This window comes from Dokdonia sinensis (genome assembly GCF_003688895.1).
GTDB classification, from domain to species: domain Bacteria; phylum Bacteroidota; class Bacteroidia; order Flavobacteriales; family Flavobacteriaceae; genus Dokdonia; species Dokdonia sinensis.
The window spans coordinates 382,818-395,478 of record NZ_REFV01000001.1; the positions used below are offsets into that span (position 1 = coordinate 382,818).

The following is a 12,661-nucleotide window of genomic DNA, read 5'->3' on the forward strand; positions in this document are numbered from 1 at the left end:
TCGATAGGGCTAGTATATACTTATGTAAACGGAAAGCGTTAAAAAAAGAGACCGCTCTAATTTCCCCCAAAACGTGAACGGTCTCTCAATGTGCATCCTTACTGGATGGCTATTTTTCGTTTAGGTTGTTCGATGGCCTCTTGTCTTTTCTGCAATTCCAGTTTAAGGACTCCGTTTTTGTAGTTTGCCTTAATATCCGTTTCTGGATTTACACCCTGAGGAAGCTGAATTTTACGCTCAAAACTAGCTGAGCTGAATTCCTTGCGCGTATACCCATCTTCTTCCTGCTCATCCTTGCTTTCATTCTTACCGCATATGCTCAATACATCGTTGTCCATTGTGACTTCAATATCTTTTTTTGAGAATCCAGGAACAGCAAGTTCTAGTTCAAAGTTTTCTTTGTTTTCCTTGACGTTCATTGCAGGAAGATTGTTGTTTTTTGAGAAAAAATCATCTGCAAACAAACCATCCGTATCCAGCCAGTTAGTAACCCAAGGAAATCTGTTTTGATTAAATTTAATGAGTGACATAGTATTTGATTTTTAAATGAATAATTATTTTAACTATCTCAAAGTTAGAAACTTGAACATCTTTAAAATATGATAAAAGTCAGTCCTCTACTTTTTCCTTTTCTTTAGAATGGTACCACAGTAATTGAATATTTCTGTTTTGGTTTTTCCATAAGAATTGACAAACTGTCGGTAATTTTCCTTAATTAAAAGATGTTTTTCTTGAAAGTAGATATCGCAAGCCATCGTATCACATTCTAACATACCACTAAGTTCGAGGTCGTGTTTAGAAAGTAGCTTTTGGATATTATCAAGTAGCTTTTTAATCTTGTATATCTCAGATTTAAAATCTTCAAGACGTTCAAAGAGATTAGGTGTCGTGGGCTCAAAGGCGTACGATTGTGTAAGATTTTCAATAAACCTTATCTCATCTACAGCGAGGGCTATATTAGACTTCCAGACTTTTACGTCTTCGTGATACTGATCAATAGATAGTGGGATTGAAGTTTCCATAGTTTTACTTTTTATAGTCTAAAAGTACTTTTAGGAACTGAGGGAAACTATGATATAAATCAGTTCCAAACTTAAACCACCAAAGACACAATCTCATTAAGCTCAGGAATATGAATATTCCACTTGTTCTCAGTTTGCAATTTTACTCGCAACGCATCAGACGCTCCAGCTTCTCCGTGTATGAGAAAAACTTTTTCTGGTATATTCTTTATCTCATTGATCCAGCCTAACAATTCTGCTTGGTCTGCGTGAGCAGATAGACTTTGTAGTTGATACACTTGTGCTTTTACAGGATAATACTTCCCATATAGTTTTACTTCGTGCACGCCTTCTTGAAGCTGGCGACCTCGAGTTCCTTCAGCCTGATATCCTACAAGGAGAATCCGGGTGCTTTTATGGTCTATGAGCTGTTTAAGATAGGTAAGCACTCGACCTCCAGTGACCATACCGCTACCAGCGATAACGATTTTAGATTTTGGATTGTCAATTACCTCCCAAGTTTCCTTAAAAGAGGTAACAATATTGATATGGTTGCACATTGCATTATAGTCTGCCATAGAAAGTTTGTGCCACTTGGGAAACCGTTCAAAAACCGCTAGTACGTTGTTGCCCATTGGGCTGTCTACATATACCGGGATATTAGGAATTTTATTTTGCTTATATAATTTCCAGAGGATATACATAAGCGTTTGTAGTCGCTCTACGGCAAAGGATGGGATAATTAGTGTGCCAGGCTCGTACACGAGTTGATTTACGAGTTTGATAATTAACTCCTCTGATGGTGTCTCATCGTGTAATCTGTCACCATAGGTACTTTCTAAAAATAAATAATCTGCCCACTCTGGCTTTTCTGGTGGTGCCAATAAATAGTCCACAGGCCGACCTACATCTCCAGAGAATACAAATCGCTTTTCATATATATCCAATTCAATAAAAGTAGCTCCTATAATATGACCCACAGGAACAAATCTGCATTGTATATTATCGCTTAAAGAAATCCAATTTCTATCGACCACAGGCTTGAAAAAACCTAAAGTATAAGCTACATCCTTCTGACTGTAAAAAGGCTGTGCAGGCTGGTGTTTCGTAAAGCCTTCCTCATTTGCCCGTTTTGCATCTTCCTCGTGTATGCGAGCGCAATCTTCTAGAATAATTCTTGCAATTTCTAATGTGGGAGCTGTTCCCATAATCTCGCCATCAAATTTCTGACGTAGTAATCTGGGTAAATAGCCTGTATGATCTAGATGCCCGTGGGTAAGCAATACGATGTCTATGGTCGTTACATCTACTGGAAGGTCTTCCCAATTGCGCTCACGCAACTCTTTAAGACCTTGAAACATCCCACAGTCAATGAGAATATTAAGCTCTGGCGTTTCGACTAAATATTTTGAACCTGTGACGGTTTTTGAGGCTCCTAAAAAGTGAACCTTAACATTATGTTGTTGTGTTGTTGTCATTGCAAAGAAGTGCTATCTCGTTAAGTATTCGCGTTTTTCTATTTTCAGAAACGCCCAGATGGTCTAAATAAAACTTATCGTCTAGCAGTTGCTTACACAAAACGATATCCCGACCCAGCAAGAAATTTTTCTCCCGCATCGTGAGCAATGTAGAAACGGTTATGGGATATAATCCCAGCCTGTCTATGCGGTCTTTAAGTCCATTGCCTTTGGGGTAATCCCAGCTTAGTAATTTGAGCCCGGCACAAATGCCATAGGCCACAGCATCTGCCGAAAACCGTGTATTTGTAACAACCCATCCTTCCGTATGCGTTTGATCGCCCTGAGCGTGTTTATCTACAATATCGCGGTATCTTGAATTAATGTATAAAGGCACTTTAACATCGCAATTGCGCCCTTCCTCGCTGTGAAATTTACATTCTATGTAAATTGTTTTTTTATCTTTTGTAGCCACGACATCTACCTCGTGACTCACGCACATCCCAGATATCATCGCTCCTACTTCTACATTGTACCCTGAGTGACGTAATACCTGACCTACAAAACGTTCAAAAGGAAATCCTGTGGGTCCCAGCTCATAAATCGCTTTTTTTAACTTGTATTTTGAAGCAAAAACAGATTTTTTCTTTTTCAGAAGCGCGTAGGCTCTGTTGTAAATTTCTCGCGTAGAAATCCCTTGATAGAGCTCATCCCTTACGATATTTAAAATGCTTTGAACATCTTTCTCGTTTGCTCCACTTCGGCGCAGAGAGGCTCTTAATTTATCTAATGAAAAAGCTACTTTTTCGCCTGATGATTTTTTAATTTCTATATGAGTTTTGGACACGATATATGGTTTTAGAAAGAATGATTTTGGGGTACGCTTTCGCGAAATTTTCAACAACATAGATTCCGTTTGGTTCAAGAAAATTTTCGCGAAAGCGGTATATATGACCTTGTATCAATTACGCATATCGTGCATCACCAATAGTGGTACTTTGCTGAACATTCCCAATTCTTTTACCATTGGGCTTGTAAACACACTACCAAAGAAGGCGTGTTTTTTATTAATAAAAGCAATCATATCACTATCTCGACTCTCGACAAAAATTTGAACAGCTTGAACAGGGTCTGAGGCGTGCAAATGATGAAAGGCGACATTAGCACCTTCGAGACATTCGGTAAGGAGCTGTTTGTTATCTTCCTGAGATTGCGACATTTCATCTCGTGGGTTTGCGTGTAGTACGCAAATTGTTGCATCTTGGAGTTGAGCAATGTCTATGAGATATTTGAGCTCTTTACGCTTGTAATGCGTTTTGTAACTGGTAGGAAAGACAATTTCCTTTACCTTAGGAACACGCGCATTTTCTGGAATTCCCATTACGGGACAGTTGCGTAGTTTTTCCATCGCCATTATGGCATTGCTCCCAAATAGCACTCCACGCTTATTACTCGCACCTTTAGTCCCCATAATGACCAGCTCAATATCTACTTTCTCAATAACATTGCGCATAGCACTCAATGGGTCATTAAACTCTGATAGCGTACGATACTCGTGTTTAGGGTTGTCTTCCCTAAAGTCCAGCATATCCATAATTTTAGCCAGTCCATTTTCTGATACAGTCTGTGCATTATCATAAGACTTTGTGCCTGGTTCTGGCACCATTAAATCCCCAGTCGAATATCCGGAGGTAGAGTAAGCATTGAGTAGATAAAATATACACTCTTGATGCTTAAATAGGTCAGAAGCAAAAGTGACTGCATTCCACGCATTTTTTGAAAAATCTGTTGGTATTAATATTTTCCTTTTCATTATGTATGTCTTTGATTATTAGCTAAAAATAGAAGGTTGTTCATATACGAACTATGACAATTATCAGAAGCTCTCGGGTAATATGAGAAGCGGTATTTCTGAATGAAAACTTACCTTCTCTACAAATGATTTTTTCAGTAGTCCTTTTAGAAACCCGTATTTATGATACATAAGTACTAGCAGGTTGATGTGATGCTCCTTACAAAATTGAGTAAGTCCATCTTCCATTGAATTTTTATTAGAAACCCAATGCGTTGTATAGGCTACGTCTTCAAGTTTGGTCTTAAGCTTACGGTAATTTAACTCTACAGTATTACCTGGCGACACCTGATTATAGATGTGCGCAATGTGTAGCTTAGATTGATGTGCACGTTGTATTTCCTTAATAATTTCTAAGGGATATTGCGCGTAGTCAATTTTAAGGTCTGTGGCATAGGCTATATGCGTGGGAGGAGTATAGCTTGCATTTTCTGGCACTAGAAATAATGGGATAGGTTTTATTTTTTTGATCAATTTTACTGCCTGACTGCCTATAAAAATTTCTTTAATGCCTGATGATCCTTTTGTTCCCATTACCACAACATCTGCATCTGTATTTATTACAAGATGATTAATCGTTTTAAAGAGTGGTTTTCCATTACATAGTGTTTCTATATGTAGGTCTATGCCGTCGCTATCTAGCGAGATTTTATGAATGAGATCTTCAAATTTCTTTTTTGTGGCGTTTTCAAATTGCTCATAAAGCACTTCATTTCTTCCTATATCTATCCTACTTGTGCTGGTAGAAAATTGATTCTCAAAAGAGTGAACGAGCGTAATTTTACACGTCTCATTAGGGTACAATCTCGTAGCATAAAAAAGTGCATTGTATGCGTTGTTTGAAAAGTCTGTGGGTACAATTATAGTTGCCATAGTGATTATTTTATACTCTAAAATTAAGTGTAATCACAACGGCATACTATGACAATAATCAGTTCCTGCCAGGTAAAATAAGAAACGGTAAAGTGGTGTGAAAAGTCATTTTTTTAATGACGTTCTCGCGCATTAAGCGTTCAAAGAAATTTTTAGGATAATCTATGAGGACCATTAGGTCAATTTCCAGTTCATTATTAAATGCATTAATACAATTTTCTAATGATGAGAACTCTGGAATTACGTGAAATCTATAATTGACATCCATTAATAACATTTCTAAATGTTGCAAATGGGTTTTTTGTGCTGGACTTAAACCAGGTACATCATATACCTCAACCATTCTTACGGTAGACTTCCATAAATCTGTCAGTGTTAGAAGCGGTGCCAGCTCTTCCTTTGCATAATCTCTAGTAAAGTCTGTCGCAAATCCTATATTATCAGGTACTCTAAAATTTGCTTTTTCTGGAACTATGAGTAACGGTATTTCCTGATGGAGTGAAACGATACTTTGGGTCACACTCCCAATGAATATCTCTTTGAGACCTGTTGCACCCTTACTTCCTATAATAATAAAATCAAAATCATTCTTTGACATCGCGTCTACGCCGTCTCTTAAGTGCCCCTCGTAAGTCTGGAAAACATACGTATGGTTCTTTATCTCATTGCGGGCATCTATATCTTTTTTGAGCGTTTTTAATGCTTCAAGAGATTTAACCTTCAGGCTTTTATAAATTGTCCCCAATCGCAATGGACTCTTATTTCCAACCAGTTGTAATGCAGATGCCTCGTAAGCATTAAATAGCGTAAACTCAACCGCTACTTCTTGAAATAGCATATGCGCATAACTAAGCGCATTGTAGGAATGGTCTGAAAAATCTGTGGGTACAAGAACGCGTATCATACTGTTTTCGTTTTAACTGGTGGTAACATCATAAAAGGAACTGTAGATTTATGAACGATGGTACGCACTACTGGAGTGAAGAATAGATTTGCAAAGAAATTATGTTTGTTATGAACCAGTACTAGAAGGTCTATTTTATGCCTAGACTGAAAATCTTCTACAGCTTCTAGAACGTCCATACCATCTGCCACTTCATTAATATGAGCATCACGTTCAAAATACGTGTCTAATGCATCTTTATTTGCAAGTTGCTCTTCATCAAAAGGAACTCCGTAATAAGCATTGAGAAAAATAAGTCTCGCGATATGTTTTCTACAGAGATCTTCCAATAATGCAAGTCCCACTTGGTCAGTACCAGAGCGGTAGTCTGTGGCAAAGAGTATGTCTTTAAAAGACACGTGCTCATACTGAGAGGGCACCCCTATCACCGGGACTTTTGCATTTTTGATAACCTGCATTGTTTGAGAGCCTATGAGCACATCTACCAGACTGGATGCTCCATTTGTTCCCATAATTATGCATTCAATCTCAAATGCTTTCACTAACTCATTAACTTCGACAGTTAGCACATTATAGCTTGAGATAGCGTCAAATGTGTGAAATTTATTAGGATATGCTGTTTTCACACGATCAATAATTTTTTCAAGGTTTTCTTCTGAGGTACTTTTGTAAAGCTCGCCTATGTCTAAGTTTAGTGCTGTATGAGTATCGTATATCGTTGTTGTATAAAGTGCAACAGGCGTATATGTATTGAGTATATAAAAAGTACATTCTTCATTTATGAATAGTTGTACAGCATACTCCATCGCTTTATATGAAGTATCTGAAAAGTCGGTAGGTATTAAAATCTTTCTCATAATTAGAAGGTTTATCTTGGTAAATTTTGCAGGATTAGAAATGGAATCTTCGTATTTAAGCCTACTGCATCAATCGTAGATTTATGAATAAGCGTCTCCATATAGGTATGTTTTGAGTTTACCATCACGAGCATACTGATATTCTTATCGGCTATGTAATTATTTATAATTTGTGCTTTATCCCCTTCGTCTTTTCGAGTGTATGTAATTACGCTTTCGCGAAAGCGGTATTCCCACGCAGTTTTTACATCCTCTTGTCTTAGCGAAAGTCTGTCAAAGTTTGAGATATACAACAGGTGCAATTCTGAACGATAACTTTTTGCTAGACAGCTCAGTAATTTTAGCTCTCGATTTTTATAAGGAATCATAAGTTCGGAGGGAAACAATATGCGTTCTGGCCGATGAAAAACATATCCTAATGGAATGCCTAATACTGGACACTTCACGTACTTAATAATCTGTAATGTGTTACTACCGTAGGTGATTTTACGGTCTGCCGTTTTGCCTTGCGTCCCCATTACAATAAGATCTGCATTCTCGTCTTCGACTAAATGATTGACTTCATCTAAGAGGGTGCCAAATATGGCACGCGTTTCAAGCGTATGTCTAGGATTAGGTGCATATCGCATAGCTTGTATGCGAATTTCCTTCAATTCTCTTTCTGACTCTTTTTGTTTTATCTCCTTGTATTCATCAAGAAGCGCTCTTGAGATAACTGCTTTATTTTCATACACCTCATCTGCATAGGTATGTACGATAATTATTTTAGACTTTTCATACTTAAAATACTCTTGGGCACATTTAAGTGCATTAAAAGCATTTTCTGAAAAATCTGTGGGAACAATGATAACGCGCATAGCTTTTATGGTTTTAGTTACCTCAAAGCTAGATGCATTATGCTTTTTAAACTATGACTTTAATCAGTTCCCAGCTATTCGTGCACCACTAAAAAGGGAATGCTCTTATGATAATCATTATGCTGATTGAGGGTAGGTGAGAAAAGTAAATTCTCCGAGAGATTGATATTCTTTGCAAAAAGTATCACAAGGTCTACCTGATGCATATCTACAAATGATTGCAAAGCCTCATCCATTGTTTTATCTATAACAAAATGAAAGCTGTGTGATATGTGGCTAAGCGCGGTTTGGAGATACGATTTATTCGTGTCCTGAGTCGTCGTGAGTGCGTTGCCCGTCTTACTCAATTGTAAAATATTGAGATGCGCTTTTGCTCGTTTTATAAACTTTGAAATAATACTAGTAGCTTGGGAACGATGTTTAAAATTAAAATCTGACAATAAAACTACTTGCCGTGGCACACCGCATTTGGACTCTCGTGGAACAATGAGTACCGGACACTTAACTCTCGTAATGATGCTTCTCGTATGACTTCCTTTCACATCATCACAAAAAATATTTGGATATTGTGTGCTAAGAACAATGAGATCAATCTCATTATCATACACCGCAGCACGCACATCTTCTATAAAACTTCCCTCCCATCGTAAAGGAATAATCACCTGTCCATTTTGTATGATTGCCTTTAACTTTATTAGCCATTTTTGTAGGTCGCGGGCTCTACTCTCACAAACAACGTCAACCTCATTAGTATACGTATCTGGCGTTTCTGAATAAAACAGGTAAAAGCGGACTCCAGCGTTTTGATGTAAGGTAAGTGCACATTGTGCAGCCTTCCACGACTGGTCAGAAAAATCTACAGGGATTAGGATATGCTTCATTGTAAATAACATTTATCATCACAAATGTATTTTTCTTGAAGCTAGCAGATAATGATAAAAATCAGTTTTAGAATTTTCTTAGTCTATAAGTTCCAATCCTTGTATATCTAACAGTCTAATGTTACGTCCCTCAATTTCTATCAATCCTTCTTTTTTAAAGCCAGAAAGTGTTCGTATGAGACTTTCTGTAGCAATTCCGGCGACACTTGCAAGGTCATTACGAGCGATGCGTATTCCTTCTTCTGGATTTTTGCCTAGGATTTGGGCAAATTGTAAAATGGTTTGTGCTGTCTTTTTACGTACAGAGCTATAAGCCATCTGTAATAACTGATTTTTAATCTCGGCAAGGTTGTCTGTAAGTAGTTCCATAAGTTCTAGAGATACGTTTTTACTGTTCTCCAGTACTTCTTTGAGTTCTGTTTTACTCACGCCCACGAGCTTTACATCCTCTAGCACCGTGGCAGATTCTTGATAAGGGACATTATCTACAAAGGAGGTAAACCCAAGAAAATCATCTGCTCTGTAAAGTGCAGTTATGAGCTCCTTGCCACTCTCATCCATTTTATGTGTTTTTACCACACCCTTAGAAATGAGGTAAATCATATTTGAGTGTTCTTGCTCTTTGTAAATGACTTCCCCTTTTGTGAAACTAAATTCTTGTCCCTCGTCGTCAAAAAAGTTTTTAAGCTCATTAAGATTGCGCAACTGGTCCTCGTTTTGAGCTGTCGCTGGTCCAGAAGGCTGAATATTCCTGAGTATGACTGATTTTGCAATTCGGCTCTCTATCGCACTAATGAGCTCATCTTCCTCAAAAGGCTTTGTAAGGTAATCATCTGCCCCAAGGTCCATACCTTTTCTGACTTCCTTGTGCTCTGTCTTTGCAGAGAGAAATATAAACGGGATTTGGCTAGTAGTCGTATGCATAGATAATTCTTGTAGTACACCGTATCCATCTACTTCTGGCATCATTATATCACATACGATAATATCTGGTTGATTTTCTTTTGCAGTTTTAATACCGACACGACCGTTGGGTGCCGTAATTACTTCGTAGTTTGATAGTTCTAAGAGCTCTGCTGTGTTTTCGCGCAAAGCGGTATCATCTTCTATAAGGAGTACTTTTTTCATAGGGATGGACTTTTTGTAACAGGAATTGAAATAGTAAATGTTGAGCCTTCATTCTGAACACTTTTAAAAGTAATATTCCCGCCTAGGTTTTCCAAGTGGTTTTTTACTATATTGATACCTATACCCGTTCCAGGACTGAGAAGTGCATTTTCTGCTCTAAAATATCGATCAAACACAAAGCGTTGCTCGTGCTCAGGAATTCCTATGCCTTGGTCTATGATTTGAATTTCAAGATGTGTTTCATTTTGATATGCTTTAATATCAACTATTGTATTTTCACTAGAATACTTTACTGCGTTATGAATAAGATTACTGAGGGATAATTCTAAAATCTTTTCATCATAATCTACTGTGATATCATCTGCGTTTGGAGGGTACTTAATACTTTGACCACTTTTAAGGTGCATATTTGCATCATAAATAACTTCATTGAGCACTTTGCTCAAAGGAAAGGTGCTGAACTTATAATTTGTCTTTCCAGTATCCAGACGCTCTATCGAGAGAAAATCGTCTATAATAGTATTTAGATATTTTACTTTGCTCTTTATCGTATCAAGATGCTTCTCTCGCTTTTCTTGTTGTTCTTCCTTAGTATATTTCCCAGCTAAGGTAGCGCTTGTTAAAATTCCGCTTATTGGAGTTTTAAACTCGTGGGAAACAAGAGATAAAAATTTAGTTTTGAGTTCGTTCAGTTCCTTTTCTTTGCCTAGTGCTTCTTCAAGCTGGCGTGTTCGCTCGACCACAGTTTTTTCTAAACGCTCTGTGTAGTTTGCTCTTTCTGTAATATCTAGGATTATAGCCACAAACGTTTTGCGACCTCCAGAAAATGAGGTCTGTAAATGAACCTCGACGGGATAGATGCTTCCATCTTTCCTAATGTGTTCTGTATTAAATATTAATTGCTCCTGAGTCTTATTAAGTAGCGGAGCAATGTAGGACCTAAATTGTTCTTCTGTAAAGGAAGGCTTGATATCTACAGGCGTCATTTGCACCAACTCATCTAGAGTGTAACCTATATTCTGTTGAGCGCCTTTGTTTACATCTATAAATTTTAAAGTTTGTGCATCAAAAATGAAAATTTCATTGAGGGACTCGTTAAAAATGTTTGCCCAATGCTTTAGCTCCGTTTCTGCTTGCTTACGCACAGAAATATCGGTTACCAGTGCCATTACATAGTGATGCCCGTGTAAAGCAAATGGATTGAGCCCTGCTTCTACAGGAAATTGAGAACCGTCTTTACGGAGGCCAAAAAGGTCTCTACCTTTCCCCATTTCCCGTTTCTGACTATGATGCATAAATTGCTCAAAGTGCCCGTGGTGAGCTCCGTGATAGGACATAGGAATTAAAGTATTGAGATGTTGCCCTTCTAATTCATCTTTATCATATCCAAAGGTATTACGCGCCGAGACATTTGTTGCAACAATAATCTGTTTAGAATTAACCACAACAATACCTTCTGAGGCTCCCTCAAAAAGAATTTTAAATGCCTCTTCTATACTTTCTTCAAAAAATTCCATATACCAAAAGTACGATTATGTAGTCATACTTAGACGTACCATTTTTGAAAGTTAGACATTAAATAACTCAGTTCTAATAAGTTTTTTAATTTGGTCAATTATAGTTCTCACCTCTTCTCGTGATACCTGAGTCACCTTAATTATTTCGGGTATTGTCAGGTGAAAATGGATGTATAAGGTCGCAATATTTCTTGCGACTTGGGGTAAGTTTTTAATTAACTCATCTACTTGCTTAGATGTTAATGAATGGGTAAGCTCTTTATCAATTTTCGCATCTACAGATTTTTCTGAACGTTCTTCAAAAACTGTTTTAAAATCAACTTGTTGTGAGGCATACGAAACATCGTCCAGTTCTTGTTTTAAAATAATATCTCCATCGAGCTGTGCCGTCATTTTCTCGCGCAATCTGTAACGTTCGGCTTTTGCATAGGATTCTATATCCTCTAGCGGTTGATGTAAGTCTTGTTCTTTACGTTCTACTTTTTTTAACAAACGATCCATCTCACTAAAGAGAAACATATAAAAGTCCTCTTCGCTTTCAAGTGTATCAAAATGCTCGTAGACCGAGATAAACAGGTCATCTACAAAATCATCTTCTTCATAAAAGTTATGAGGAAAATGCCCTTGATGAAGCAATTCTTGGAGTCTGGTCTTTATGTATTTACGCAATTCAGGAATGATGCTTACAAACACGTTGTAAAATGCGCTCTTATTACCACTTGATTTGTACCGCTCTAGACGCTTGTAATACTGTGTTACCTGCACTCGATAGTTCTTTGTTCTGAGGATATGTTTACGGTCACTCATAATCTATGTCTTTAAAAATTAGAGGGTAAAGTTGGCTATTATAAGAAATCATAGCAATGATAAAAGTCATAGATTCTGATAATGCATCGACCTAATTTTGAAAAAAATATAAACCACTATGGAACCTAAAATCATTACAACCGAGGCCTTTTACCAAAATTTAGGTAAGCTTTTTTACGCCATTGCCTTTGCAGATAAACGGGTACGAGACGAAGAGTTTTCTAAATTACAACTCTGCGTTCTTGAGTACTGGCTTGATTATGACGACCTACTTGACACCTTTGGGAGTGATGCTTCTTTTCTTATCGAAATCGTCTTCGAAGGTGTAGAAGCGTTTGAAGAACCAGCAGATAGTATGTATGATGCTTTTGTTACTTATAAAAGAGAGCAACCACATCTATTTACAGAAAAAGCAAACAAGCTCATATTAGAAACGGCAAGTGCCATTGCCCGTTCTTTCTCAGGTCTCAATAAGTCAGAACTTGTAATGCTAGGCAAACTCAAGCTAGAACTTGAGCGTTCTTAAA

General features: G+C 37.5%; 14 protein-coding genes. 1 reads left to right on the top strand and 13 read right to left on the bottom strand.

What is annotated here, in order from left to right:
* Window positions 1–98: 98 nt before the first annotated feature.
* The 13 genes from EAX61_RS01620 to EAX61_RS01680 all read right to left on the bottom strand — a co-directional run bounded on the left by EAX61_RS01620 (window position 99) and on the right by EAX61_RS01680 (window position 12,134).
* Window positions 99–530 (bottom strand): Hsp20/alpha crystallin family protein, encoded by a 432-nt coding sequence (locus EAX61_RS01620; RefSeq protein WP_121915896.1) that lies wholly within the window; start codon window positions 528–530, stop codon window positions 99–101.
* A gap of 87 nt (window positions 531–617) precedes the next feature.
* Entirely contained in the window at window positions 618–1,022 is a 405-nt protein-coding gene (locus tag EAX61_RS01625) for a hypothetical protein (RefSeq protein WP_121915897.1), read from the bottom strand.
* 71 nt (window positions 1,023–1,093) lie between these two features.
* On the bottom strand, window positions 1,094–2,479 hold the full coding sequence (locus tag EAX61_RS01630; RefSeq protein ID WP_121915898.1) for an MBL fold metallo-hydrolase RNA specificity domain-containing protein: 1,386 nt from the start codon (window positions 2,477–2,479) through the stop codon (window positions 1,094–1,096).
* Window positions 2,457–3,305 (bottom strand): restriction endonuclease, encoded by an 849-nt coding sequence (locus tag EAX61_RS01635; RefSeq protein ID WP_430641060.1) that lies wholly within the window; start codon window positions 3,303–3,305, stop codon window positions 2,457–2,459. Before EAX61_RS01635 ends, EAX61_RS01630 begins: the two co-directional genes overlap by 23 nt.
* A gap of 114 nt (window positions 3,306–3,419) precedes the next feature.
* Window positions 3,420–4,271 (bottom strand): universal stress protein, encoded by an 852-nt coding sequence (locus EAX61_RS01640; RefSeq protein ID WP_121915900.1) that lies wholly within the window; start codon window positions 4,269–4,271, stop codon window positions 3,420–3,422.
* A 63-nt stretch (window positions 4,272–4,334) separates the two neighbouring features.
* A complete protein-coding gene (locus EAX61_RS01645; protein ID WP_121915901.1) occupies window positions 4,335–5,183 on the bottom strand; it encodes a universal stress protein in 849 nt (282 codons plus the stop codon).
* Between the two features lie 58 nt (window positions 5,184–5,241).
* Window positions 5,242–6,087, bottom strand: coding sequence for a universal stress protein (locus EAX61_RS01650; RefSeq protein ID WP_121915902.1), 846 nt, complete (start codon window positions 6,085–6,087; stop codon window positions 5,242–5,244).
* Window positions 6,084–6,944: a universal stress protein gene (locus EAX61_RS01655; protein ID WP_121915903.1), complete on the bottom strand. Its 861-nt coding sequence runs from the start codon at window positions 6,942–6,944 to the stop codon at window positions 6,084–6,086. Before EAX61_RS01655 ends, EAX61_RS01650 begins: the two co-directional genes overlap by 4 nt.
* A gap of 11 nt (window positions 6,945–6,955) precedes the next feature.
* A complete protein-coding gene (locus tag EAX61_RS01660) occupies window positions 6,956–7,801 on the bottom strand; it encodes a universal stress protein (RefSeq protein ID WP_121915904.1) in 846 nt (281 codons plus the stop codon).
* A gap of 74 nt (window positions 7,802–7,875) precedes the next feature.
* The gene (locus EAX61_RS01665) at window positions 7,876–8,682 is read right to left on the bottom strand and encodes a universal stress protein (RefSeq protein WP_161555161.1); all 807 of its coding nucleotides are present in this window, start codon (window positions 8,680–8,682) and stop codon (window positions 7,876–7,878) included.
* Between the two features lie 78 nt (window positions 8,683–8,760).
* Window positions 8,761–9,810 (bottom strand): response regulator, encoded by a 1,050-nt coding sequence (locus EAX61_RS01670; RefSeq protein ID WP_121915906.1) that lies wholly within the window; start codon window positions 9,808–9,810, stop codon window positions 8,761–8,763.
* Window positions 9,807–11,327: a sensor histidine kinase gene (locus EAX61_RS01675; RefSeq protein WP_121915907.1), complete on the bottom strand. Its 1,521-nt coding sequence runs from the start codon at window positions 11,325–11,327 to the stop codon at window positions 9,807–9,809. The genes EAX61_RS01670 and EAX61_RS01675 overlap by 4 nt, the downstream gene beginning before the upstream one ends.
* 51 nt (window positions 11,328–11,378) lie before the next feature.
* Window positions 11,379–12,134, bottom strand: coding sequence for a sigma-70 RNA polymerase sigma factor region 4 domain-containing protein (locus EAX61_RS01680; RefSeq protein ID WP_121915908.1), 756 nt, complete (start codon window positions 12,132–12,134; stop codon window positions 11,379–11,381).
* 118 nt (window positions 12,135–12,252) lie between these two features.
* On the opposite strand from EAX61_RS01680, the gene EAX61_RS01685 reads away from it, so the two are divergent.
* Window positions 12,253–12,660, top strand: a complete 408-nt coding sequence (locus tag EAX61_RS01685; protein ID WP_121915909.1) for a hypothetical protein — start codon at window positions 12,253–12,255, stop codon at window positions 12,658–12,660.
* Window position 12,661 lies beyond the last annotated feature (1 nt).

What these genes read in the sequence shown, in the direction of transcription:
- EAX61_RS01655 (WP_121915903.1), bottom strand. Translation starts at nt 6,944, where the DNA reads ATGAGAAAGATTTTAATACCTACCGACTTTTCAGATACTTCATATAAA.
- EAX61_RS01640 (WP_121915900.1), bottom strand. Translation starts at nt 4,271, where the DNA reads ATGAAAAGGAAAATATTAATACCAACAGATTTTTCAAAAAATGCGTGG.
- EAX61_RS01670 (WP_121915906.1), bottom strand. Translation starts at nt 9,810, where the DNA reads ATGAAAAAAGTACTCCTTATAGAAGATGATACCGCTTTGCGCGAAAAC.
- EAX61_RS01620 (WP_121915896.1), bottom strand. Translation starts at nt 530, where the DNA reads ATGTCACTCATTAAATTTAATCAAAACAGATTTCCTTGGGTTACTAAC.
- EAX61_RS01645 (WP_121915901.1), bottom strand. Translation starts at nt 5,183, where the DNA reads ATGGCAACTATAATTGTACCCACAGACTTTTCAAACAACGCATACAAT.
- EAX61_RS01680 (WP_121915908.1), bottom strand. Translation starts at nt 12,134, where the DNA reads ATGAGTGACCGTAAACATATCCTCAGAACAAAGAACTATCGAGTGCAG.
- EAX61_RS01675 (WP_121915907.1), bottom strand. Translation starts at nt 11,327, where the DNA reads ATGGAATTTTTTGAAGAAAGTATAGAAGAGGCATTTAAAATTCTTTTT.
- EAX61_RS01650 (WP_121915902.1), bottom strand. Translation starts at nt 6,087, where the DNA reads ATGATACGCGTTCTTGTACCCACAGATTTTTCAGACCATTCCTACAAT.
- EAX61_RS01660 (WP_121915904.1), bottom strand. Translation starts at nt 7,801, where the DNA reads ATGCGCGTTATCATTGTTCCCACAGATTTTTCAGAAAATGCTTTTAAT.
- EAX61_RS01685 (WP_121915909.1), top strand. Translation starts at nt 12,253, where the DNA reads ATGGAACCTAAAATCATTACAACCGAGGCCTTTTACCAAAATTTAGGT.
- EAX61_RS01625 (WP_121915897.1), bottom strand. Translation starts at nt 1,022, where the DNA reads ATGGAAACTTCAATCCCACTATCTATTGATCAGTATCACGAAGACGTA.
- EAX61_RS01630 (WP_121915898.1), bottom strand. Translation starts at nt 2,479, where the DNA reads ATGACAACAACACAACAACATAATGTTAAGGTTCACTTTTTAGGAGCC.
- EAX61_RS01665 (WP_161555161.1), bottom strand. Translation starts at nt 8,682, where the DNA reads ATGAAGCATATCCTAATCCCTGTAGATTTTTCTGACCAGTCGTGGAAG.